Here is a 23,203-nt window from a genome sequence, read left to right on the forward strand (position 1 = left end):
GAAGGGCACTGCTGCCGAAGAGGTCAATGACCCTTCCAGCATGGTTCCCCCGGCTTCATCCCCGAGCCGGAGAGTCCCGCCACTCCCCCCAGGAGGCCTGGTGTCCGTACTCCTCGAGCAGCCCGCAAGCCTGGTCGCCTACCGCCCGAACAAGCCGACGGCCATGGTCGTCGTGGCCGACCCACGCGTCCGCTCCACCGTCACCCGCCACCTGTGGGCCCTTGGAGTACGTGACGTCATCGAGGCGTCGTCCATCGCGGAGGCACGCCCCCGCGTCAGCAGCCCGCGCGACATCTGCGTTGCCGACGTCCACCTGCCCGACGGTTCCGGGCTGACCCTGCTGTCCGAGACCCGTGCCGCGGGCTGGCCCAACGGCCTCGCCCTCTCCGCCGCCGACGACATCGGCGCCGTACGCAATGCCCTCGCGGGCGGCGTCAAGGGCTACGTCGTCACCGGTACGCGCAACAACATCGGGCACCCCAACCGCCCCGGCGCCGCCCCCATCGGCGCCGCGGCCGCCCGCATGCACCGCCGCCCCCCGGGTTCCCCGAGCCACCCGGGCGGCTATCGCGAGCTCTCCGGCCGTGAGGTCGAGGTGCTCAGACTGGTCGCGGAGGGCCAGTCGAACAAGGCGATCGGCGTCTCGATGGGCCTCTCCGCCCTGACGGTCAAGAGCCACCTCGCCCGCATCGCACGCAAGCTCGGCACGGGCGACCGCGCCGGGATGGTGGCGGTGGCCCTGCGCACCGGAATCATCCACTGACCGCTCTCATATCCCGCTCACACCCCCGCCCCCCCACGCGCCCGCCGACGGAACGTTCCGTCGGCGGGCGCATTCCGTACGAGCGCTCCCGTACGAGCGCTCGCATCAGCGCTCCGCAGGAGCGCTGCCCGGCTGCCCGTCGGAGCGCCGACCGGTCACCGCATCACGATGCGCTCGACCGCGGCCGCGACGAGTTGCTCGCGTTCGGCTTCGGAGAGCACGTCCGGCAGGGTGAGCTGTTCGACGATGAGCCAGTTCAGCGCGAGGTAGAGCAGCCGGACGGCGGTCGCGTCGCCGGGCAGGCCGGACGCCTCGTGGTAGGCCACGTTGGCTTCCAGGTCGGCACGCACCCGCTCGGTCAGCACCGCGCGGAGCTGCGGGCGCCGGGTCGCCTCCAGTCGCAGTTCGAGCAGCGCCAGGTAGCCGGTGCGGAAGGCGCTGATCCGGCCGACCAGTTCGGTCATGAGCAGCGTGTAGCTCTCCTTGTCCGGGGCGCTCTCCCGCTGCCGGGCGATGGTCGCCTCGTCGGGCTGGAGCCGCTCGTAGACCCGCGCGCCTGCCTGGGTGAACAGGTCGTCGCGGTTGGCGAAGTAGTTGGAGGCGGTGCCGGGGGGCACGCCGGCCGCGGTGTCCACCGCCCGGAAGGTCATGCCGCGGGCCCCCTCCGCCGCCAGTACCTGGATGGCGGCGTCGACGAGGGCCGCCCGTCGTTCGTCGTTCCTGCGCACCATGAAATACCACTCCATTCGTAGTACTACGTTTGTATCACTTCAGACGCGTACGACCGCCCGTGGTGCCGGACGTGGGTGTCATGCGCCCCGTCCGTAGCGCGGCGGCGGGACGGGCTGAGGGATGTTTTCGCAGGTCAGGAGATCCTTCCGGCGAAGGTGCAGGTCAGGCGCCCGCGTGGGCAGATACCCTTGACACGTGACGGACGCCCAAGAGACCGCAGCAGAGCCAGAACTGCGAAACGCCGGTGACCCGCGGCGGCAGCCGCAGGTGTCGCAGCCCCCGGACGACGTCGAACCGGCGCCGATCCCCTTGCTGGAGCCCCGCGAGGGCGTTCCGCCGGTGGTTGCGACGCCCGACGCCCTCGGCGAAGTCATCGCAGCATTCGCCCGTGGCACCGGGCCCGTGGCCGTGGACGCCGAGCGCGCGTCGGGGTACCGGTACGGGCAGCGCGCCTACCTCGTACAGCTGCGCCGCGCCGGCGCCGGCAGTGCGCTCATCGACCCGGTCGGCTGTCCCGACCTGTCCGGCCTGGGCGAGGCCCTGGACGGGGTCGAGTGGATCCTCCACGCGGCGACCCAGGATCTGCCGTGCCTGCGCGAAATAGGCATGGCGCCCTCCCGGCTCTTCGACACCGAGCTCGCGGGACGCCTTGCCGGCTTCCCGCGCGTGGGCCTGGGAGCGATGGTCGAGTCCGTCCTCGGTTACGCCCTGGAGAAGGGCCACTCCGCCGTCGACTGGTCCACCCGCCCGCTGCCCGAGCCGTGGCTGCGCTACGCCGCGCTGGACGTGGAACTCCTGGTGGACCTGCGGGACGCGCTGGAGAAGGAACTCGACCGGCAGGGCAAACTCGACTGGGCCCGCCAGGAGTTCGACGCGATCGCCTCGGCACCGCCCGCCCCGCCCCGCAAGGACCCGTGGCGGCGTACGTCGGGAATGCACAAGGTGCGCCGGCGCCGCCAGATGGCGATCGTGCGGGAGCTGTGGACCACGCGGGACCGGATCGCCCAGCGCCGCGACGTGTCGCCGGGCAAGGTACTGAGCGACACGGCGATCGTCGAGGCGGCGCTCGCCGTCCCGCTGAACGCGCAGGCCCTGTCCGTACTGCCCGGCTTCGGTCACCGCATGGGGCGCAGGCAGCTGGAGCAGTGGCAGGACGTCGTCGACCGCGCCAAGGCGCTGCCGGACGCCGAGCTTCCGCAGCCGGGGCCGGCCTTGGCGGGCCCGCCGCCGCCGCGCTCGTGGGCGGACAAGGACCCGGTCGCCGCGGCCCGGCTCTCGGCGGCGCGGGCGGCGGTCTCGGCGCTGGCCGAGGAGCTGAACATGCCCCAGGAGAACCTGATCACCCCGGACACGGTCCGGCGCGTCTGCTGGGAGCCCCCGAAGGACGCGACGACGGAGACGATGGCCGCATCGCTGGCGTCGTACGGAGCACGCCCCTGGCAGGTCGAGCTGGTCGCGCCGCTGCTGATCGAAGCGCTGGCCGCGACCGCCCCCTGAGCATCATGGGTGCACACCCGGGAAGCCTCCGACCGCCTGCGGCCGGGGGCTTCCCGGTGTGACCTTCGCCGCTCCCGCCGTGGGGGGTGGGCAGCTTGGTTACCCGCAAGTAGCATGGCGGTACGCAGCACGCCTACGTCGGCGTGCCGTGCGGGGTGACCGGCCGGACACCCCCACAGTGCAGCAGTGCCACCCGCACCCCTGGAGGAGAGCCAATCGTGCCTCGTACCGTCAGGGATGTCGTCTTCGTCGACGGCGTCCGCACCCCGTTCGGCAAGGCGGGCCCGAAGGGCATCTACCACGAGACCCGCGCCGACGACCTCGTCGTCAAGTGCATCCGGGAGCTGCTGCGCCGCAACCCGGATCTCGACCCCGCCCGCATCGACGAGGTCGCGCTCGCCGCGACCACGCAGATCGGCGACCAGGGTCTGACGCTGGGTCGGACCGCCGGCATCCTCGCGGGCCTGCCCGAGACCGTCCCCGGTTACTCGATCGACCGCATGTGCGCCGGTGCGATGACCGCGGTGACCGCGATCGCGGGCGGCGTCGCCTTCGGTGCGTACGACATCGCCGTGGCCGGTGGCGTCGAGCACATGGGCCGTCACCCCATGGGCGAGGGCGTCGACCCGAACCCGCGCTTCGTCAGCGAGAAGCTCGTCGACGAGTCCGCCCTGTTCATGGGCATGACCGCGGAGAACCTGCACGACCGGTTCCCGCACCTCACCAAGAACCGCTCGGACGAGTACGCGGTCCGCTCGCAGGAGAAGGCCGCCAAGGCGTACGCCGACGGCAGGATCCAGGCGGACCTGGTGCCCGTGTCCGTACGCCGCAGCAACCCGGAGGCCGGGGAGACGGGCTGGGGCCTGGCCACGGCCGACGAGCCGATGCGCCCCGGTACGACGCTGGAGATGCTGGCCGGGCTCAAGACGCCGTTCCGCGCCCACGGCCGGGTCACCCCGGGCAACGCCGCCGGTCTGAACGACGGCGCCACCGCCTCGCTGATCGCCGCCGAGGACGTGGCGCGCGAGCTGGGCCTGCCGGTCAAGATGCGCCTGGTGTCCTACGCCTTCGCGGGTGTCGAGCCCGAGGTCATGGGCATCGGCCCGGTCCCGTCGACGGAGAAGGCGCTGGCCAAGGCCGGTCTGTCGATCTCCGACATCGGCCTGTTCGAGGTCAACGAGGCGTTCGCCGTGCAGGTGCTCGCCTTCCTCGACCACTACGGCATCGCCGACGACGACCCGCGCGTGAACCAGTACGGCGGCGCGATCGCGTTCGGTCACCCGCTGGCCTCCTCGGGCGTACGCCTGATGACCCAGCTGGCGCGGCAGTTCGAGGAGCAGCCGCACGTCCAGTACGGCCTGACCACCATGTGCGTCGGCTTCGGCATGGGCGGAACGGTCATCTGGGAGAACCCGCACTTCGAGGCCGCCGGAGGCACCAAGTGAGCAGCAGCAACACCGCCGAGCTTCTGAAGGGCGCAGCCGAGCTGTTCCCGGGCGAGGTCGTCACGCAGGCGCACGTGCGCCACATCGACCTGCCGTCGGCGGGCTCGGCCACGGGCGGGCGCTTCGCGCTCATCACGCTGGACAACGGCCTGGACCACACCAAGCCGACCACTTTCGGACCGCAGTCGCTGGCGAACCTGAGTGCCGCCATCGACCAGGTCGAGAAGGAGGCTGCCGAGGGCTCCATCATCGGCGTCGGCCTCACCGGCAAGCCGTTCATCTTCGCGGTCGGCGCCGACCTCAAGGGCGTCGAGCTGCTGAAGCGGCACGAGGACGCGCTGGCCATCGGCAAGGGCGGCCACGACGTCTTCCGCCGCCTGTCGGGGCTCGCTGTGCCCACCTTCGCGTACTACAACGGCGCGGCGATGGGCGGCGGCGTCGAGGTCGGCCTGCACTGCTCGTACCGTACGGTCTCGGCCGCGCTGCCCGCGTTCTCGCTGCCCGAGGTCTTCCTCGGCCTGGTTCCGGGCTGGGGCGGCTGCGCGCTGCTGCCGAACCTGATCGGCGCCGACCGCGCGGTCACGGTCATCATCGAGAACTCGCTGAACCAGAACCGTCAGCTCAAGGGCAAGCAGGTCTTCGAGCTCGGGATCGCCGACGCGATCTTCGAGGGCGCGGACTTCCTGGAGCAGTCGCTGATCTGGACGGCTTCCGTGCTGCGCGGCGAGCTTCAGGTGGCCCGCCCGGAGATCGACCGCGGTGCGGCCTGGGACCAGGCCGTGGCGCGCGGCAGGGCCATCGCGGACTCCAAGGTGCACGGCGCCGCCCCGGCGGCGTACCGCGCGCTGGACATCATCGCGGCGGCCAAGGACGGCGACGTCAGCGGCGGCTTCGACGCGGAGGACACCGCTCTCGCCGACCTGATCATGGGTGACGAGCTGCGCAGCGGTATCTACGCCTTCAACCTGGTCCAGAAGCGCGCCAAGCGCCCGGCCGGTGCGCCGGACAAGTCCCTCGCCCGCCCGGTCACCAAGGTCGGCGTCGTCGGCGCCGGTCTGATGGCCTCGCAGCTGGCGCTGCTGTTCCTGCGCCGGCTGGAGGTGCCGGTCGTCCTGACGGACATCGACCAGGAGCGTGTCGACAAGGGTGTGGGTTACGTCCACGCCGAGATCGACAAGCTGCTCGGGAAGCGCCGTATCAACCAGGACAAGGCCAACCGCCTCAAGGCTCTGGTGACCGGTGTGCTGGACAAGGCCGAGGGCTTTTCCGACGCCGACTTCATCATCGAGGCCGTCTTCGAGGAGATCGGCGTCAAGCAGCAGGTGTTCGCGGAGGTCGAGGCGGTCGCCCCGGCGCACGCCATCTTCGCCACCAACACCTCCTCGCTGTCGGTGTCCGAGATGGCGTCGAAGCTGAAGCACCCCGAGCGGGTCGTCGGCTTCCACTTCTTCAACCCGGTCGCGATCCTCCCGCTGCTGGAGATCGTGCGCGGCGAGCAGACCGACGACGCCTCGCTGGCCACGGCGTTCGGTGTGGCGCGGAAGCTGAAGAAGACCGCGGTGCTGGTGAAGGACGCCCCCGCGTTCGTCGTCAACCGCATCCTCACCCGCTTCATGGGCGAGATCCAGAACGTCATCGACGAGGGCACCCCGGTCGAGGTGTCCGAGAGGGCCATCGAGCCGCTCGGCCTGCCGATGTCGCCGCTGGTGCTGCTGGAGCTGGTCGGCCCGGCGATCGGTCTGCATGTGTCGCAGACCCTGAACCGCGCCTTCCCGGAGCGCTTCACGGTGTCACCGAACCTGGCCGCCGTGGTCGCGGCCGGCAAGCGGGGCTTCTACGTGTACTCCACCGGGAAGCCCGAGCTGGACCCCGAGGTCGCCGCCCTGCTCAAGCAGGGCGACAGTGTCCTGACGGAGGAGCAGGTCCGTACCCGCGTCATGGAGGCCGTGGCGCAGGAGATCGGCCTGATGCTGGCGGAGGGGGTCGTCGCCGAGGCGCAGGACATCGACCTCTGCCTGATCACGGGCGCCGGCTGGCCCTTCCACCTGGGCGGCATCACGCCGTACCTGGACCGTGAGGGCTACGCGGAGCGCGTCAACGGGAAGAAGTTCCTGGCGCAGGGCGTGGCGAGCGTCCCGGCGTAACGCACGCCTGGTCAACGACGGCGGGCCGTACGGGAGATGATCCCGTACGGCCCGTTCGCGTGCGGCGGGTGCGCGCTGCGGCTTGTGCTGCGGGTGCGTGCTGCGGGTGCGCTCAGATGCGTGCCCAGGCCGCCAGCGCGAAGCCGTCCTCGGGCTTCTGGCGGGCCAGGTGCAGCGCGCCGTCCGCGCCGATCACCGCGAGCACCACGCGGCCGGCGGCGTCGACCGCCAGCGCGGGCGCGCCCAGGCACTTCTCCCCCGTCGCGGTCCACCACAGGCCGTCGCTCTCGGCCCCCGTCACGCACGCCGCCAGAGCAGGGCGGCCGTCGCTGCCCCGGTGGGCCAGGACTGTGCAGTCGTGGCTGCCGATGCCGGCGCGCAGGGCGGCGACCGGGCTGTCGGTGGGGTCGCCCGAGAGTGCGACGGCGCTGTGGCCGGGGCGGTGGGCGCTGATGCCCTTGGCCCCGGTGTCGTTGCCGTAGTAGGTGATGCGGTCGTCGGCGGTCTCCAGGCCGGTGACCGTGCCGACCTCGGGGGCGAGGGGCACGTCGTCGGTCTGCGTGAACTCGCCGCCGGGCTCCTGCTGGGTCCAGCGCAGCGCCCCGCTGTCCGAGGGGACGAGCAGCTCGACCGTGCCGGCTGCCGTGGGCACCGCCACCGGGCCGTCGCGGGCGTTGCTGCCGCGCAGGTCCTTCCACCCCTCCCACTTGCCGTTCTTCGCCTGTCGGCGCATCTGGAGGCCGTGGCCCGCATTGCGGACGAAGACGTGGACGGAGCCGGCCTGGTCGACGGCGGCGGCGGGGACGCCGATCTTCAGGCCGCGTTCGGCTTCCTTGTAGGGGTTGCCGAGGTTGTGCCAGGCGGTGAGCGGGCGGCCGGTCTGGTACTGGATCGCATGCACGATGTCCACGGCCTTGCCCCCGTGGCGCCGGCCGATGAGGTGCACGTAGCCGTCGGGGCCCTGGGCGAGGGTGAGGTGCGCGATGCCGGGGGCCGGGAAGAAGTGCGGGCCCGCCCACTCCGGACCGCCCGGGGCGGTCTCCGTCCAGCGCAGCAAACCGCCGTCGGCCGGGGCGTACGCGGTGAGCCGGCCGTCCCTGCCGCGCAGCAGCCAGCGGCTGGTCTCCGGACCACGCGCAGGCGGAGGGCCGGACGGGGTGGTGAGATCTCGCTCGGGCTTGTCCGCGCTGCGCGGCCTCATTGCGTCACGCCAACCTTCTGTGCATCGGCTTGCCGGATCTGATCCCCCCGCCATATCGAACAAGCATATCGTTTTGGCTGGTGGCGACCGCCTGGCAGATCCCCAGGGCCCCGCCCGCACGTGACCCCTCCAGTGACCCGCACGTGCTATGAGGACGGTATGAGAACTCTGCTCGTCGTGGACGCCGCCAATGTCGTTGGATCCGTGCCGGACGGCTGGTGGCGCGACCGCCGCGGGGCCGCCGAGCGGCTGCGCGACCACCTGCGGGCGTACGCCGACGAGGGCGTCCCCGGCCACCCCGGCCCCTTGGACATCACCCTGGTTGTCGAGGGCGCCGCACGGGGAGTCCCCTCTGTGCCGGGCGTACGGGTCGACTCGGCGCCCGGCAGTGGCGACGACCGGATCGTGGAGGTGGTCGCCGCGGAGCCGGAGGGGCGGACAGTGGTCGTCGTCACCGCCGACCGTGAGCTCAGGCGCCGCGTGGAGGCCCACGGCGCGCACTGTACGGGCCCGCGAACCGTGCGGCCGGAGGGCGGGCCTGGCCTCCGGGGGGGGCGGGTGACGGTGCGCGGTGAGGGTCTGGACGCGGACCGGCCCCGCAGCCGCGCCGAAGCGGGACGTACGGGGCCGGGGCGGGGTCAGCGGAGCTTGGCGACCTGGGCGTCGATGACAGCCGTCGGCTGCTTGGTTGTGCCCGTAAGGCTGTGGGCGTAGAAGGAGGCGAGCGTGCCGCCCTTGCGCACCGCCACCAGGTGGGACAGGCCGGTCATGCCCTCCAGGTCGACGCTGACGGCGTACGCGACAGCTTGGTCCCCACCACTGTAGGCGGCCGGGACCACCTTGGTAATCTTCATCTTGTCCGTGCCGACGATCAGTGTGAAGCCGTCGGCACACGCCTCACCTGCGTCCCGCAGCGCGGCGAATGCAACCACCCGATCGAGACGCGCGGCGGTACAACCTCCGACCCCCGCCGCACGTCTCTCTCCCCCCGACGCCGGCCGGACCCCTCAGTACTTCGCGTCCGCGCCCTGGCGGCCGAGGCGGCTGTGGCGGCGGCCGTAGATGAAGTACACGAGGAAGCCCAGCGCCATCCAGACGGCGAACCGCACCCACGTCTCGGCCGGCAGGTTCAGCATCAGCCAGACCGACGCGGCCACCGAGAGGATCGGGACCACCGGCACCCAGGGGGTGCGGAAGGCGCGGTGCAGGTCGGGTCGGGTGCGGCGCAGGACGATGACGCCGAGGGCCACGACGACGAACGCGAAGAGCGTGCCGATGTTCACCAGCGTCGCGAGCTCGTTGATGCTGGTGAAGCCCGCGATGATCGCGATGATCACGCCGAGCAGGATGGTGGGGCGGTAGGGGGTGCCGAACCGGGGGTGGGTCTTGGAGAAGAACCGCGGCAGCAGCCCGTCGCGGCTCATCGCGAAGAACACCCGGGTCTGACCGAGCAGCAGGATCATGCAGACGGTGGTGAGACCGACGGCGGCGCCGAAGCTGATGACGCCCGCGTAGATCGGATGGCCCACGGACTTGAAGGCGTCGGCCAGCGGGGCGCTGACCGACAGCTCGGTGTAGTTCTGCATGCCGGTGACCACGAGTGACACGGCGACGTACAGGACGGTGCAGATGATGAGCGATCCGAGGATGCCGCGCGGCATGTCCCGCTGCGGGAACTTCGTCTCCTCGGCGGCGGTGGCCACCACGTCGAAGCCGATGAAGGCGAAGAAGACCACGGACGCGGCGGTGAAGATGCCCATGACGCCGAAGTTCGTGGGTTCGTAGCCGAAGATCAGCTGGACCAGGGGCGCGTCCAGGCCGGCGCCCGCGGGCTGCTGCACGGCGTCGGGGATGAACGGCTTGTAGTTGGCGGCCTTGATGAAGAAGGCGCCGGCGATGATGACGATCAGGACCACGGTCAGCTTGATGGCGACGACGACCGCGGTGACACGGGCCGACAGCTTCATGCCGATGACCAGGATGACCGTGAGCAGCAGCACCAGTACGAAGGCCAGGATGTCGAAGCCGAAACCTTCTGCCACATCGGGTCCTGACAGGGCGTCGGGCATGCTCCAGCCGACGTTGTCCATCAGTGAGCGGACGTAGCCGGACCAGCCGACCGCCACCACCGCCGTGCCCAGCGCGAACTCCAGGACCAGGTCCCAGCCGATGGTCCAGGCGACGAGCTCACCGAGGGAGGCGTACGAGAAGGTGTACGCGGACCCGGCGACCGGGACGGTGGAAGCGAACTCGGCGTAGCACAGGGCCGCGAGGGCGCACACGATGCCGGCGGCGACGAAGGCGAGCGCGGTGGCTGGGCCTGCCGTCTCCTTGGCCACCTTGCCCGTGAGAACGAAGATGCCGGTCCCGATGATGACCCCGACTCCGAAGACCGTCAGGTCCAGCGCGGAGAGGGATTTCTTGAGCGCGTGCTCGGGTTCCTCGGTGTCGCGGATCGACTGTTCGACCGTCTTGGTGGCGAACATGCCGGACCTCACTGGTCCCGGGTCCTGCTGCGTACTCACCGGCGTACCTCCGACTGTCGGCTGTCGCCCAACGTTGAGTGAGCGAGTTTCAGTCATGATCGTGAGTGAACCGATCAGTTCCTACGAGGACCGCCGCCCTGTTTCACCCGAAGGGAGGCAACGACCGGTATGCGTAACAGCTGTGTGAGTTCACTCTTTTGGCGGACCGAAACACTAAGGACCCGCCCGGAGTGCGTGCTCCGGGCGGGTCCTTCGGGGGCGGGCGGGTGCGGGCGCGTGCGGACGGGCCGCGCCGGCCGGGTCAGTCGCTCGCGACCTCGGCCGGCACGTCCTCCAGGCGGCCGTCCAGCTTGGCGACGACTCCCGTCACCTGGCGCGCGATGTCCGGGGCCGTCAGCCCGATCTCGGCCAGGACCTCCTTGCGGGAGGCGTGGTCGAGGAAGCGCGGCGGGATGCCGAAGTCGCGCAGTGGTACATCGACCCCCGCGTCCCGCAGCGACTGGGCGACGGCTGAGCCGACGCCGCCGGCGCGGCTGTTGTCCTCGACGGTGACGACCACCCGGTGCTGCTCGGCGAGCGGCGCGAGCGCCTCGTCGACCGGCTTGACCCAGCGCGGGTCGACGACGGTCGTGGTGATGCCCTGCTTGGTGAGGAGGTCCGCGATCTCCAGGCACATCGGTGCGAGCGCGCCGACCGAGACCAGCAGGACGTCGGCCGCGGCGGCGTCGACGGGCTTGCGGAGGATGTCCATGCCGCCGACCTTGCCGACGGCCTTGACCGCGGGGCCGACCGCGCCCTTGGAGAAGCGGACGACGGTCGGGGCGTCGTCGACCTCGACGGCCTCACGCAACTGGGCGCGGACCTGGTCGGCGTCGCGCGGGGCGGCGATCCGCAGCGTCGGGACGCACTGGAGGATCGACATGTCCCACATGCCGTTGTGCGAGGCACCGTCGGTGCCGGTGACGCCCGCGCGGTCCAGTACGAAGGTCACGCCGCACTTGTGCAGGGCGACATCCATCAGGACCTGATCGAAGGCGCGATTGAGGAACGTCGCGTACACGGCGAAGACGGGGTGCAGGCCGCCGGTGGCCAGCCCGGCCGCGGAGACCGCGCCGTGCTGCTCGGCGATCCCGACGTCGTACACCCGGTCGGGGAACGCCTTCGCGAACCTGTCGAGTCCGACCGGCTGGAGCATGGCGGCGGTGATCGCGACGATGTCCTCGCGCTCCTTGCCGAGCCTGACCATCTCCTCGCCGAACACCGAGGTCCAGTCGACGCCCGAGGAGGCGATCGGCAGTCCGGTGTCGGGGTGGATCTTGCCGACGGCGTGGAAGCGGTCCGCCTCGTCGGCGAGGGCCGGCTGGTAGCCGCGGCCCTTCTCGGTGAGGCAGTGCACGATGACGGGCCCACCGAAGCGCTTGGCGCGCTGGAGCGCGGACTCCAGGGCCTCGATGTCGTGGCCGTCGATCGGGCCGACGTACTTCAGGCCGAGGTCCTCGAACATGCCCTGCGGTGCGATGAAGTCCTTGAGGCCCTTCTTCGCGCCGTGCAGGGTCTCGTAGAGCGGGCGGCCGACGACCGGGGTGCGCTCCAGGATGTCCTTGCCGCGGGCGAGGAAACGCTCGTAGCCGTCGGTGGTGCGGAGCGTGGCGAGGTGGTTCGCGAGGCCGCCGATGGTCGGGGCGTACGACCGCTCGTTGTCGTTGACGACGATGACGAGCGGGCGGTCCTTGGCGACGGCGATGTTGTTCAGCGCCTCCCAGGCCATGCCGCCGGTGAGCGCGCCGTCACCGATGACGGCGACGACATGGTCGTCCTTCTTCAGGACCTGGTTGGCCTTGGCGAGGCCGTCGGCCCAGCCCAGGACGGTCGAGGCGTGCGAGTTCTCGATGACGTCGTGCTCGGACTCGGCGCGCGACGGGTAGCCGGACAGGCCGCCCTTCATCTTGAGCTTCGTGAAGTCCTGGCGGCCGGTGAGCAGCTTATGGACGTAGCTCTGATGCCCGGTGTCGAAGAGGACCTTGTCCTTCGGCGACTCGAAGACCCGGTGCAGGGCGATGGTCAGCTCGACCACGCCGAGGTTCGGCCCCAGGTGTCCGCCGGTCTTGGAGACCTCGTCCACGAGAAAAGTCCGGATCTCGGCGGCCAGCCGGTCCAGCTGCTCCGGGCTGAGCTCGTCCAGATCGCGCGGTCCCGTAATGCGGGTCAGCAGCGCCACCCGTGCCTCCTTGCAGTTGAACTGTCTGCTTGCCGGTCCGACGAGTCTAATGTTCCGCCCGCGCCCGTGGTCGGCGGGCGGTGGGTTCTGCGTCACCCGGCCTACAGCGCCGGACGTACGCACAGGTCAATGCCGGGAAGCTTGGCTTGATCATCTCGTGTGGCTGTCGGGCTCCGCGGTGGTCGGCGGGGTTGTGTCGAGTGGGATGATTTCGATCCCGTATCCGGTGATTTTTGTGCTGCGGCTGGCCGGCCCGGCGGGTTTCGAGGGGAAGATGGAGCTGGGGCGTTTCACGGTCCGGGGGCAGACCCGCAGGCGTCGCTCGGCCGATCGCAGGTTCGCCAGCAGCGACGTGGTCATCTCGGCGAGGTGGGTGCCGATCCGCGCCGTGGTGCGGATCACGGTGTCCCGGGCGACGGTCAGGGCGACAGTGAAGGAGAGCCGGTCGGCATCGAGCCCGTGGCCGGCGGCGGTGGAACTGATCGTGCGGCGGATCGCCTGGTGGGTGACGAGATACGCCCAGATCTCCTGGTTGACCAGCGCGGGTGTCTTCGATCTCAGGACGGCGCGTGCCCCGCGCTGAGTGATCTTCAAGTCCCGGAATTCGAGCTCGGATTCCCACCGCTGGGAATACAGTGCGGCCAGTTCACCGGCGGGGAAGGCCGCAGGGTCGAGCAAGGTGGTGATGAGCCGGTAGGGCTCATGGCGTCGTGACCCGTCGGCGGCCTCGATGACGACCACCATCTCGATCACCCGGATCCGTACCGACCGGGGCCGCCCCGCCAGGGCTTTCGTGATGTTCTTGTGCGCGTGCCGGGTCGCGAGCCAGGAGCCGTCGGGCAGGACCTCGTCGGGGACCAGCCGCACCGCCGCCGAGATCCGCCACAACAGATCCGCCCCGCCGGCGGCGGCATCGACCCACAGCAGCCAGCCCGGGAATCCCCGGTCGGCCAGGACCAGCATCCCGGGGCGCATCCGGTCCAGCAGGCGCCGTGTCAGGTCCTGCTCACAGACCCGGCGGATGTCGAACGCCACCCCGAGCAGCGCCCGGGTCCCGCACTCGATCAGCGCGACCAGGCGGACCTGGGGGAACGCGGCGATCCGCCGCTGATTGCGGGTCCGGCCGAACACCGCGTTCACCGCGGTGTCGGCGACCTCGAGAAACGTGCCGTCCACCGAGGCCAGCCGAAGCCCCCGCCAGAACACCCCCGGCATCGCGACCGTGCCGACCGGCCCGGCGATCCGCTCGAACAGTAACCGGAACGGCTCCGGGCCCAGCGTGACGCGGCGCTGCCGCAGCGCCGAGGAGGAGACCAGCTGGCCCCGCGCGGCCAGCCGCGCCGTCCCACCGGCCAGCTTCGACAGCACCGACCGGTAGCCGTCTCTCGGGAACAGCGTCAACGCGAGCACGAAGAACACACACGTCACCGCGCAGAGTTTGCCGTCACTACGCCGGTCCCCGCGGCCGGAAGCCGCCAGCACATCCGTGACCATCCGCCGTGTCACAACCTGGCGCAACACACCCAGCTGCCCCGTCTGTCCCGCGCTCGCACGCGACGACCCCTCTATGCCAGACTCCCCAGACAACGAAGCTCCTGTTCCGAACAAGTCGATCGTGGTAGATCGCTCGTTCTACAGGAGCTTCGCTGCATCCAGCGCCCGCACACGAGATGATCAAGCCAAGCTTCCCGGCATTGACGCACAGGTGTGCCCGGCACCGAAAACCGGCGCCGGGCACACCTGGGAGCTGTCAGGCGCGGCCTGCGGTCTTCTGCGTCTTTCGGGTGACGGAGTCGATCACGACGGTCGCCAGCAGGACGCCACCGGTGATCATGTACTGGACCGGGGTGGCGATGCCTTCGAGGGCCAGGCCGTACTGGATCGAGGTGATCACCATGACGCCGAGCAGCGCGTTCCAGGTGCGGCCGCGGCCGCCGAAGAGGCTGGTGCCGCCGATCACGGCCGCCGCGATGACGTTCATCAGCAGGTCACCGGCGCCGGCGCTCTGATTGGCCGCGGCGATCTTGGAGGCCCAGAACAGGCCGCCGACGGCCGCGAATGTACCGGCGATGGCGAAGACCGAGATCCGCACCGCCGTGACGTTGATACCGGCGCGCCGGGACGCCTCGACGCTGCCGCCGAGCGCGAAGATCTTCCGGCCGTACGTGGTGCGGCGGAGCACGAAGTCCGACGCGACCAGGACCAGCAGGAAGAGCAGCACCGCGAGCGGCAGACCCTTGTACTGGTTGAAGGTGGCGGCGGCGGCGAAGGCGATCACCGCGAGCAGGACCGTACGCAGCACGATCTCGCTGAGCGGCCGGGACGGGACGCCCGCGGCCTCACGGCGGCGGCTGTCGGTGAACGAGGACAGGAAGAAGGCGGCGACCGCGACGACGGCCAGGCCGTAGGCGGCGGCGACGTCCGAGAAGTAGTACGTCGTGAGCCTGCCGACCAGGCCGTCGGAGTCCAGGTTGATCGTGCCGTTGCTGCCGAGCAGCTGAAGCATGAAGCCCTGCCAGAACAGCAGGCCGGACAGGGTGACGGCGAAGGCGGGGGCGCCGATCCGGGCGAAGAAGAAGCCGTGGATCGCGCCGATGAGGGCGCCGCCGACGATGGCGGCGACGATCGCGAGCCATTCGTTGATGCCGTTGGTGACGCTCAGGACGGCGACGATGGCGCCCGACACGCCACTGACGGAGCCGACCGACAGGTCGATCTCGCCGAGGAGCAGCACGAAGATGATGCCGACGGCCATCATGCCGGTGGCGACCATCGAGACGGCGATGTTGTTGAGGTTGCCCGCGGACAGGAAGTTCGAGTTCAGGCTCTGGAAGATCGCGCAGATGACGATCAGGCCGATGACGACGGGTATCGAACCCAGGTCGCCGGCGCGCATCTTGCGCCTGAACTCGGAGAGGTAGCCGGCGAAGCCCTGCTCGCGCACGAGAAGGCGGGGGTCGACGGCGGTGACGGCGTCGGGCGCCGGCGCCGGGGCGTCCACGGCGGCGGTCTTGGTGACCGGCGCGGAGGTGTTGTCGGTGCTCACTTCTGGACCTCCACGTTCACGTTCACGTTGCGCGCCGCGCGGCGGGTCACGGCGTTGTCCGTGGCGCCGGTGATCGCGGAGATGATCTCTTCCTGCGAGGTGGTCCTGACGTCGAAGACGCCGTTGTTGCGGCCCAGCCGCAGGACCGCCACCTTGTCCGCGACGGCCTTGACGTCCGCCATGTTGTGGCTGATGAGGACGACCGCGTGGCCGCGGTCGCGCAGCCGCTCCACCAGGTCGAGGACCTGTGCGGTCTGCTCGACGCCGAGGGCCGCGGTCGGCTCGTCGAGGATGACGAGCTGCGGCTCGCCGAGCATCGAGCGGGCGATCGCCACGGTCTGGCGCTGACCGCCGGAGAGCGAGGCGATCGGGATGCGGACGCTGGGGATGCGGATGGACAGCGTGGTGAGGAGCTCCCGGGCGCGGCGCTCCATCTCGACCTCGTCGAGGACACCGCGCTTGCGGAGCTCCCGGCCGAGGTAGAGGTTCCCGACGACGTCGATGTTGTCGCACAGCGCGAGGTCCTGGTAGACGGTCGCGATGCCGAGGTTCTGGGCGTCGTGGGGCTTGTTGATCTGTACGGCGCGGCCTTCCCACTCGATGACACCGTCATCGATGGGGTGCACGCCGGCGATCGTCTTGACCAGCGTGGACTTTCCGGCGCCGTTGTCGCCGACCAGGGCGACCACTTCACCGGCGTGGACCTCAAGCTCTACGTCGGTGAGCGCCTGGACGGCACCGAACCGCTTGGAGACCCCTCGCAACGCCAGCACGGGCGTAGCGGACACATGAACCATCTCCTTCGCCGCCTGACCGGCGGGGATGCCGCACCCGGGGAAGGCGCGGAGGTCGAGCAAGACACAAGTGGGGGGCGGGTGTTCCGTCCGGCGCCCCGCCCGAGCTGCGGGGCTGTGGAGGGCGGGGCGCCGGAGGGGCTTCGCCCGCGGTGACGCGGGTGCGGAGCGGGGGGCCTACTTCAGTCCGAGCTTGTCGCAGGCGGCCTTGTACTTCGGCGTGCAGATCTCGGCGACCGTGTAGACGCCGTCCTTGAGGACGGTGTCCTGGATGTTGTCCTGGGTCAGCGAGATGACCGGCACGAGCACGGTCGGGACGTCCTTGGTGGTGGGGCTGTCCACGGTGTTCTTGGCGATGGAGTCGAGCTTCTCGCCCTTGGCGAGCGCCACGGCCATCTCGGCGGCGGCGGCCGCCTCGGGGGCGTACGGCTTGTAGACGCTCATGAACTGCTCACCGGCGACGATGCGCTGCACACCGGCGAGTTCGGCGTCCTGTCCGGTGACCGGCGGGAGCTCGGTGAGGCCGGCGCCCTTGAGGGCGGTGATGATGCCGCCCGCCATGCCGTCGTTGGCGGAGTAGACGCCGTCGATCTTGTCCTTGCCGAGCGCGGAGAGCGCGCCTTCCATGTTCTGGTTGGCGTTCTCCGGCTTCCACTCCTTGGTGTCGTACGACTTGCCGATCTTGACCTTGCCCTTGAGCTCGGCCAGCGCGCCCTTCTTGAAGAGGGCGGCGTTCGGGTCGGTGACGGCGCCGTTCATCATGACGATCTGGCCGCCGTCGGCCTTGTCGCCCAGCTCGGCGAGGAGCGCCTTGCCCTGGACGTGGCCGACCTCTTCGTTGTCGAAGGAGGTGTACGCGTCGATGGGGCCCTCGGCGAGGCGGTCGAAGGCGACGACCGGGATGCCCCGGTCCTTGGCCTTCTTCACGCCGCCCGCGATCGCCTTGGAGTCCACCGCGTCGACGATCAGCGCGTCGACCTTGTTGGTGATCATCGTGTCGATCTGCTGCGTCTGAACGGTCGCGTCCTGCTTGGCGTTGGCGTAGACGACCTCGCCCTTGCCGTTGGTCAGCTCGCTGATCTTCTTCTCGATCAGCGGCTTGTCGAACTTCTCGTAGCGAGCGGTCTGATTCTCGGGGAGCAGCAGGCCGATCTTGAGGGCGTCGGTCTTCTTGCCGCCGCCCTCCGACCCGGTGGTCTTGTCTCCGGACTCCTTGGCGCTGCCACAGGCGGCGAGGGAAACGGCCATTGCGGTGGCGGCCACGGCCACGGCGGCACGACGCATACGCGTGTTCACTTCAGAAACCTCCCTGACGAGGCCGCGACGTCGCGGCCGAGGTGGCTGGAAGTCAACTCGGCCGCGCAGGCAGCGTCAAGGAGTAAATCCTTAACGAGATGACAACGGTGCCATTCGTTATCTAAGTGAAGGCAGGAGCTCCGGCGGGCAGGGCACTGTCCAGAAGGGTCGAATCGCCCATCTCGTTCAGTACGAGGGCCAGCGCGCCCAGCACTTCGGCCCGACCGCCGAGTGCGCCGGGGAGCACCGACAGCTGCCTGGCGGCGCTCGGGATCGCGTACCGCGAGACGGAGTCGCGGATCGGTCCCAGGACCAGCTCACCGGCCTCCGCCAGGTCGCCGCCGAGGACCACACGGCTGGGGTTGAGGAGATTGCAGAGGTTGGCGACGCCGCTCCCGACGTGGCGGCCCACGTCCGCGATCACGCGGCGGCAGCCCGGGTCGCCCTCGCGCGCCAGCTGGACCACGCGCTCCATGGTCAGATCGGGGCCGTGGCTGGACTGGAGGAGGGGCAGGACGTACCTGGCGGCGGCGAACGTCTCCAGGCAGCCGCGGTTGCCGCAGCGGCAGACCGGACCGGACTCGTCGAGCGTGATGTGCCCGATCTCGCCCGCCGTACCGCCGGGGCCCCGGTAGATCTGGCCGCTGATGACCAGCCCGGCGCCGACACCGCTCGCGACCTTGATGTACGCCAGGTCCTTGACCCCGCGCCCGCTGCCCCAGACCAGCTCGCCGAGGGCGCCGAGGTTGGCGTCGTTGTCGACGTACACCGGCACGCCGAGGCGCCCCGACAGTTCCTTGCTCGGGTTGATGCCCTTCCACCCCGGGAGGATCGCGGTCGAACCGAGCGTGCCGGACTCCACGTCGATGGGCCCCGGCACGCCGAGGCCGACCCCGATGACCTTGTCCTGGCTGATTCCGGTGGCCGCGATCAGGCGCTTAACCAGGCGCTCGGCCCGGTCGAAGCCTTCGGCGGAGGAGGCGTCGACGTCCAGCGGCTCGGCCTCCTCGGCGAGCACCTGGTGGGCGAGGTTCCCTACGGCGACGCGCAGGTGCGTATGGCCGAAGTCGACGCCGATGACGATGCCGGCGTCACCGCTGAGCGCGACGCTGCGGGCCCGGCGGCCGCCCGCGGAGGTCGGCGTGACCTCGACGGTTCCGCTGTCCTTCAGCTCGCGCACGATATTGGAGACCGTGGCTGCCGAGAGCCCTGTGGCCCTGGCGATCTCTGCCTGGGTGAGCGAGCCCGCCATGCGCACGGCACGTACGACCCGCTCAAGGTTGGCCCGGTGCAGTGACGTCTGCGACCCCGGAGTCTCCATCGACTCATCCACTCCTACGCTTGGCGGACGGCACAACGGCCGCCCTCGCCGGGACCGCGACTGTGAGGCCCCGTGGTTCCTCCAACATATGAACCCTAAGCAGAGTCGGAGGGGCCGCCTCCCGTCAAGACCTTGACCGAATACGGGAAGCGCCCGCCGACGGGGTTCCGGCAGGCGCTTCGGGTGCGCGAGGTGCGACGGTGCTATTTGACAGAGCCCGCGGTGAGGCCGGAGACCACGTGCCGCTCGATGAAGGCGAAGAGCACGATGACCGGCACGATGGCCACCACGGACGCGGCGAAGAGGTAGTTCCACTCCACGGTATAGGCACCGATGAAGTTGTTGATGCCGACCGTCAGCGGTTGTTTGTCCGGCTCGGTGGTGAGTGTCAGGCCCATCACGAACTCGTTCCAGCTCGTGATGAAGGTGAAGATCACGGCCGTGACGACACCCGGCAGCGCGAGCGGGAGGGTGACCTTCACCATGGCGCCGAAGCGGCTTGTGCCGTCCACCATGGCGGCCTCCTCCAGCTCCGGCGGTATGGAGCTGATGTAGGCAGTCAGAATCCACACCGCGAAGGCCAGGTTGAACGCCGCATTGGTGATGATCAACGTCCAGATCGAGTTGAGCATGTCCAGCTGGTGGAACTCGCGGTAGAGGCCGACCAGTAGCGCGGTGGGCTGGAACATCTGGGTGACCAGCACAAGCAGCAGGAAGAGCTTCCGGCCCCGGTATCGCATCCGTGCCGTGTAGTACGCGGCCGGCAGCGAGACCAGCAGCACAAGCAGGGTGGCACCGCCCGCGACCAACAGTGTCACCTGCAGGTTCTGCCCGAGTTCGGATTCCTTCCAGACGTCGATGAAGTTGGCCCACTCCAGGTTCTGGGGCAGGTAGGTCCGGTCCCGCAGCTCCTCCTTGGGCCGGAGCGCGGTGACGATCATCTCCAGGTACGGTGCCAGGAAGATCGCGGCCAGCAGCCAGGCGCAGGCCGTGATGACCAGCGTGCGCGGCCGGAAAGTGCGCTTGGGCGCGCGACCGTTCGGGCGGGTCGCCGTAGCTGTGGCCATCAGTCCTCCTCGTTCCAACGGCTGACCTTCAGGAAGATCAGCACCAGGACCACGACCATCGCGAAGTTGACCACCGACATTGCAGCGGACTCACCGATGTCGGTCTCCTTCAGCTTGTACATGAACACCATGGTCGTGGAGGTGTCATAACCGGGGCCGCCCTGCGTCATGGCCCAGATGATCGGGAAGGAGTTGAAGACATTGATGAGGTTGATGACCACACCGACGAGGAAGGCCGGCCGCAGCATCGGCAGGGTGATGTGCCGGTATGTCTGCCAGGGACTCGCACCGTCGATCCGCGATGCCTCGTAGACGTCCTGCGGGATGGTCTGGAGACCCGCGAGCAGCGTGTACGTGGTGAAGGGCAGCGAGACGAAGATCGCGACTGCCATCATCCACGGCCAGGCGGTCTCCGGAGTACCCAGCCAGTCCCGGGAGCTGTCGATGATGCCGAGGTCCAGCATCACCGTATTGAGCACTCCGGCGGTCTGGTTGAGCATCCACTTGAAGCCGATCGCGGTCATCAGCACAGACGCCGCCCACGGAGCGATGAGCGCCCATCGGGTGATGCGGCGGCCGGGGAAGTCCTGGTTGAACAGCTGGGCAAGGCCCAGCGAAAGCAGCATCGTGAAGGTCACAACGACGACTGTCCACACCACAGTCCAGAGCAGGACGGACGCGAAGTCGCTCTCCTCGAAGAGCTTCTTGTACTTGTCGGTTCCCGCCCCGCCGCGCATGACGCCGGCGATGGAGATCTTGAGGAACGAGGTGCGGATCAGCTCGACGACGGGCCAGATGACCACGGCGAGGATCAGCAGGATGACGGGCGCTATCCAGGGCAGCGGGCCGAGCCTGGCGAGCCCGCTGCGGCGGCTCACCGGCCTGGAGGCGCACCCGCCCCGTCCCCGGCCGACGTCGGCCGGGGACGGAGGGGCCTTCAGTGACACGAAGTCTCCTAGTGAACGACAGCGAATGCGAACCGGGGCCGACTGCCTTCTACTTGACTTCGGCAGCCGCTGCCTCCGCCTTCTTCTGCAGGTCACCGAGGACGGTCTTCGGGTCGTCACTGACCGCCTTGCCACCGGTCTTCTTCATCTCGGCGGAGACGACGTCCCAAGCAGGGTCGCCCAGCGGGTAGAACTTCGCCGACGGCAGCACCTCGAACAGCGGCTCCAGGTCCTTGTGCTTGCCACTCCCCTGCATTTCGGTGAGGGCGTCCTGGGTGACCGGCATCAGGTTGTACATCTCGTCGAACTCCAGCATCTTCTTGGAGTACGTGAAGTCCAGGAACTTCTTGACGCCTTCCTTCTCGGCGCCGCCGTCCTTGAAGGCCATCATCCAGTCGGCCACGCCAAGCGTGCTCTCCAGGGCGCCTCCTTGCCCGGGATCGGCACCACGCCGTAGTCGACCTTGCCTTCCTTGGCCATCTGGATCAGGCTCGGGTGGCCGTTGAGCATGCCGACCTTGCCGGCCGCAAAGTCCGCGAAGGCCGTCTTGCGGTCCGTGGAGGCCGGGTTGGCGTACGTGAGGCCGGGCTTGACCAGATTCTTCTGGAGCCACTCGAAGGTCTCGATGTTCTGCGGGCTGTCGAGGGTGTAGTTGCCGTCGGCATCGGTGTAGCCGCCGCCGTTGCCCAGCTCCCACATCATCGTCTCGCCCTGGGTTTCCTCGGGCCCGAGCGGCAGAGCGTACGGGGTCTCCGCGGCCTTGGCGGACTTGATCTTCTTGGCGGCCGCGGCGAGTTCGTCCCAGGTCTTCGGCGGTGTTTTGACGCCGGCGTCTTCCAGGACCTTCTTGTTGTAGAACATCACGCGGCTGGAGGAGACCCACGGAATGCCGTACTGAATGCCCTTCACCTCGCCGGCCTCGGCGAAGGAAGGTATGAGGTTGTCGCGCGTCTTGGCGGAAAGGACCTCGTCCGCCTTGTAGAGCAGGTCGTCCGCGACCTTGTCGGCGTAGCCTCCGGTCTGGAGCAGGTCGGGCTGGTCGCCCGCCTGGACCATGTTCTTGACGGACTTGTCGATCTCGTTCCAGTTGATGACCTGGACGTCGACCTTGTATCCCTTGTTGGCCTTCTCGAACTCCTCGGCGACGCCGTCCCAGTACACCTTGGACGCGTTGGACGCCTTGTCCCCGTAGTCGGCGGCGACGAGCTTGACGGTCTTGCTGTCGCCCTCCCCGCTGTCACCGCTGCAGGCGGTAACTCCCAGTGCCATAACCAGTGTTGCCGCACCGGTGGCCATGACTCGATTCCTCATGCTGTTCAACCCTTCGACATCGGTAAGGTCACTTCAGGGCGCCGGCGGTCAGGCCCGCCTGCACCTGACGCTGGAAGACCGCGTAGACGACAAGGACCGGGAGCATCGCGATCGTCAGACCCGCGAAGAGCGCGCCCCAGTCGCCCCGGTAGCCCTGCGAGATGGCCAGCGAGGCGAGTCCCTGCGGCAGCACGTAACTGCTCTCGTCCTCGTTGTTGAGCAGCAGCGGAAGCAGGTACTGGTTCCACTGGCCCAGGAAGTTGAAGATGCCGATGCTGACCAGGCCCGGCTTGGCCATCGGCATCATGATCTGGAAGAACGTGCGTGTGTGCGAGGCCCCGTCGACCATCGCCGCCTCCTGCACGCCGACCGGCAGCGTACGGAAGAAGGAGGTGAGAAAGAAGGTGGTGAAGGGCAGCGAGTACGCGATGTACGCGATGATCAGGCCCGGCCTGGTGTCGAGCAGCCCGAAGTTCTCCATGACCGCGAACAGCGGGACGAGCGCGAGGATGACGGGGAACATCATTCCGCCCGCGAACAGCAGGAAGACGAACCGGTTGCCCGGAAAGGTGAAGCGGGCGATCACATAGGCCGCCATCGACCCCAGCAGCATGGTTCCGGTCAGCGAACCCGCAAGAATGACCAGCGAGTTGAGCGCGTAGCGGCCGATATTCGCCTCGGTCCACGCATGGGTGAAGTTCTCCCAGTGCAGCGACACCGGAAAGCCCATCGGATCGCTGAGGATCTCCCCCGACGAACGGAACGCCGTCATCGCCACCCAGATCAACGGGCCCGCCGCCATCACCACCCACAGAACGAGGAAGGCGTGCGAGAAGACGTTGAGGGCGGCGCCTTCCGTGCCCGCCCCGGTGATCTTCCGGCCGGCCGGTGCGGGCCCATCGGTGCGGGCGGCGGTCTCCAGTGTGGTCATGGTC

At 69.3% G+C, this 23,203-nt stretch carries 19 protein-coding genes and 1 pseudogene; 5 read left to right on the forward strand and 15 right to left on the reverse strand.

What is annotated here, in order from left to right:
• Window positions 1–100: 100 nt before the first annotated feature.
• Complete coding sequence (locus tag ACU6WZ_RS03430) at window positions 101–763, forward strand: helix-turn-helix transcriptional regulator (RefSeq protein WP_447031649.1); 663 nt, start codon at window positions 101–103, stop codon at window positions 761–763.
• Between the two features lie 155 nt (window positions 764–918).
• Here the strand turns inward: ACU6WZ_RS03430 and ACU6WZ_RS03435 are convergent, their stop codons facing one another.
• Window positions 919–1,494 carry a TetR/AcrR family transcriptional regulator gene (locus ACU6WZ_RS03435; protein ID WP_447031650.1) on the reverse strand — a complete coding sequence of 192 codons (576 nt, stop codon included), beginning with the start codon at window positions 1,492–1,494 and terminating at the stop codon, window positions 919–921.
• A 196-nt stretch (window positions 1,495–1,690) separates the two neighbouring features.
• Between ACU6WZ_RS03435 and ACU6WZ_RS03440 the strand changes: the two genes are divergently transcribed.
• From ACU6WZ_RS03440 to ACU6WZ_RS03450, 3 genes are all read left to right on the forward strand, one after another.
• On the forward strand, window positions 1,691–2,992 hold the full coding sequence (locus ACU6WZ_RS03440) for an HRDC domain-containing protein (protein WP_447031651.1): 1,302 nt from the start codon (window positions 1,691–1,693) through the stop codon (window positions 2,990–2,992).
• 218 nt (window positions 2,993–3,210) lie between these two features.
• The gene (locus ACU6WZ_RS03445) at window positions 3,211–4,437 is read left to right on the forward strand and encodes a thiolase family protein (protein ID WP_447031652.1); all 1,227 of its coding nucleotides are present in this window, start codon (window positions 3,211–3,213) and stop codon (window positions 4,435–4,437) included.
• Window positions 4,434–6,581, forward strand: coding sequence for a 3-hydroxyacyl-CoA dehydrogenase NAD-binding domain-containing protein (locus ACU6WZ_RS03450; protein WP_447031653.1), 2,148 nt, complete (start codon window positions 4,434–4,436; stop codon window positions 6,579–6,581). The genes ACU6WZ_RS03445 and ACU6WZ_RS03450 overlap by 4 nt, the downstream gene beginning before the upstream one ends.
• Before the next feature lie 112 nt (window positions 6,582–6,693).
• Here the strand turns inward: ACU6WZ_RS03450 and ACU6WZ_RS03455 are convergent, their stop codons facing one another.
• Window positions 6,694–7,782: a PLL family lectin gene (locus ACU6WZ_RS03455; protein WP_447031654.1), complete on the reverse strand. Its 1,089-nt coding sequence runs from the start codon at window positions 7,780–7,782 to the stop codon at window positions 6,694–6,696.
• Between the two features lie 159 nt (window positions 7,783–7,941).
• Here ACU6WZ_RS03455 and ACU6WZ_RS03460 point away from each other — a divergent pair.
• A pseudogene (locus tag ACU6WZ_RS03460) lies at window positions 7,942–8,310 on the forward strand (PIN domain-containing protein); the annotation flags it as partial.
• Between the two features lie 110 nt (window positions 8,311–8,420).
• Here ACU6WZ_RS03460 and ACU6WZ_RS03465 read toward each other — a convergent pair.
• The 13 genes from ACU6WZ_RS03465 to ACU6WZ_RS03525 form a co-directional block, all read right to left on the reverse strand.
• Window positions 8,421–8,714: a hypothetical protein gene (locus ACU6WZ_RS03465; protein ID WP_447031655.1), complete on the reverse strand. Its 294-nt coding sequence runs from the start codon at window positions 8,712–8,714 to the stop codon at window positions 8,421–8,423.
• 75 nt (window positions 8,715–8,789) lie between these two features.
• Window positions 8,790–10,307: an amino acid permease gene (locus ACU6WZ_RS03470; protein WP_447031656.1), complete on the reverse strand. Its 1,518-nt coding sequence runs from the start codon at window positions 10,305–10,307 to the stop codon at window positions 8,790–8,792.
• A gap of 262 nt (window positions 10,308–10,569) precedes the next feature.
• Window positions 10,570–12,486 carry a 1-deoxy-D-xylulose-5-phosphate synthase gene (dxs, locus tag ACU6WZ_RS03475; RefSeq protein WP_447031657.1) on the reverse strand — a complete coding sequence of 639 codons (1,917 nt, stop codon included), beginning with the start codon at window positions 12,484–12,486 and terminating at the stop codon, window positions 10,570–10,572.
• Window positions 12,487–12,636: 150 nt separating this feature from the next.
• Entirely contained in the window at window positions 12,637–13,980 is a 1,344-nt protein-coding gene (locus ACU6WZ_RS03480; RefSeq protein WP_447028847.1) for an IS4 family transposase, read from the reverse strand.
• Window positions 13,981–14,236: 256 nt separating this feature from the next.
• Window positions 14,237–15,532 carry a sugar ABC transporter permease gene (locus ACU6WZ_RS03485; RefSeq protein ID WP_447031658.1) on the reverse strand — a complete coding sequence of 432 codons (1,296 nt, stop codon included), beginning with the start codon at window positions 15,530–15,532 and terminating at the stop codon, window positions 14,237–14,239.
• Window positions 15,529–16,329, reverse strand: a complete 801-nt coding sequence (locus ACU6WZ_RS03490) for an ATP-binding cassette domain-containing protein (protein WP_447033829.1) — start codon at window positions 16,327–16,329, stop codon at window positions 15,529–15,531. The genes ACU6WZ_RS03485 and ACU6WZ_RS03490 overlap by 4 nt, the downstream gene beginning before the upstream one ends.
• A gap of 174 nt (window positions 16,330–16,503) precedes the next feature.
• A complete protein-coding gene (locus ACU6WZ_RS03495; protein WP_447033831.1) occupies window positions 16,504–17,610 on the reverse strand; it encodes a substrate-binding domain-containing protein in 1,107 nt (368 codons plus the stop codon).
• Between the two features lie 133 nt (window positions 17,611–17,743).
• The gene (gene rok7B7 / locus ACU6WZ_RS03500) at window positions 17,744–18,943 is read right to left on the reverse strand and encodes an ROK family transcriptional regulator (protein ID WP_447031659.1); all 1,200 of its coding nucleotides are present in this window, start codon (window positions 18,941–18,943) and stop codon (window positions 17,744–17,746) included.
• Between the two features lie 203 nt (window positions 18,944–19,146).
• Window positions 19,147–20,010, reverse strand: coding sequence for a carbohydrate ABC transporter permease (locus tag ACU6WZ_RS03505; protein ID WP_447031660.1), 864 nt, complete (start codon window positions 20,008–20,010; stop codon window positions 19,147–19,149).
• The gene (locus ACU6WZ_RS03510) at window positions 20,010–20,957 is read right to left on the reverse strand and encodes a carbohydrate ABC transporter permease (protein WP_447031661.1); all 948 of its coding nucleotides are present in this window, start codon (window positions 20,955–20,957) and stop codon (window positions 20,010–20,012) included. Before ACU6WZ_RS03510 ends, ACU6WZ_RS03505 begins: the two co-directional genes overlap by 1 nt.
• A 49-nt stretch (window positions 20,958–21,006) precedes the next feature.
• Window positions 21,007–21,360, reverse strand: coding sequence for a type 2 periplasmic-binding domain-containing protein (locus tag ACU6WZ_RS03515; RefSeq protein ID WP_447031662.1), 354 nt, complete (start codon window positions 21,358–21,360; stop codon window positions 21,007–21,009).
• Complete coding sequence (locus ACU6WZ_RS03520) at window positions 21,345–22,226, reverse strand: ABC transporter substrate-binding protein (RefSeq protein WP_447031663.1); 882 nt, start codon at window positions 22,224–22,226, stop codon at window positions 21,345–21,347. Before ACU6WZ_RS03520 ends, ACU6WZ_RS03515 begins: the two co-directional genes overlap by 16 nt.
• Window positions 22,227–22,296: 70 nt before the next feature.
• Window positions 22,297–23,199: a carbohydrate ABC transporter permease gene (locus ACU6WZ_RS03525; protein WP_447031664.1), complete on the reverse strand. Its 903-nt coding sequence runs from the start codon at window positions 23,197–23,199 to the stop codon at window positions 22,297–22,299.
• Window positions 23,200–23,203: the final 4 nt, after the last annotated feature.

The sequence above is a fragment of the Streptomyces hypolithicus genome, from assembly GCF_052934925.1.

Coding starts and splice junctions, on each gene's coding strand:
- ACU6WZ_RS03435 (WP_447031650.1), bottom strand. CDS start 1,494: ATGGTGCGCAGGAACGACGAACGACGGGCGGCCCTCGTCGACGCCGCC.
- ACU6WZ_RS03455 (WP_447031654.1), bottom strand. CDS start 7,782: ATGAGGCCGCGCAGCGCGGACAAGCCCGAGCGAGATCTCACCACCCCG.
- ACU6WZ_RS03480 (WP_447028847.1), bottom strand. CDS start 13,980: ATGGTCACGGATGTGCTGGCGGCTTCCGGCCGCGGGGACCGGCGTAGT.
- ACU6WZ_RS03490 (WP_447033829.1), bottom strand. CDS start 16,329: ATGGTTCATGTGTCCGCTACGCCCGTGCTGGCGTTGCGAGGGGTCTCC.
- ACU6WZ_RS03495 (WP_447033831.1), bottom strand. CDS start 17,610: ATGCGTCGTGCCGCCGTGGCCGTGGCCGCCACCGCAATGGCCGTTTCC.
- rok7B7 (WP_447031659.1), bottom strand. CDS start 18,943: ATGGAGACTCCGGGGTCGCAGACGTCACTGCACCGGGCCAACCTTGAG.
- ACU6WZ_RS03505 (WP_447031660.1), bottom strand. CDS start 20,010: ATGGCCACAGCTACGGCGACCCGCCCGAACGGTCGCGCGCCCAAGCGC.
- ACU6WZ_RS03520 (WP_447031663.1), bottom strand. CDS start 22,226: ATGGCACTGGGAGTTACCGCCTGCAGCGGTGACAGCGGGGAGGGCGAC.
- ACU6WZ_RS03525 (WP_447031664.1), bottom strand. CDS start 23,199: ATGACCACACTGGAGACCGCCGCCCGCACCGATGGGCCCGCACCGGCC.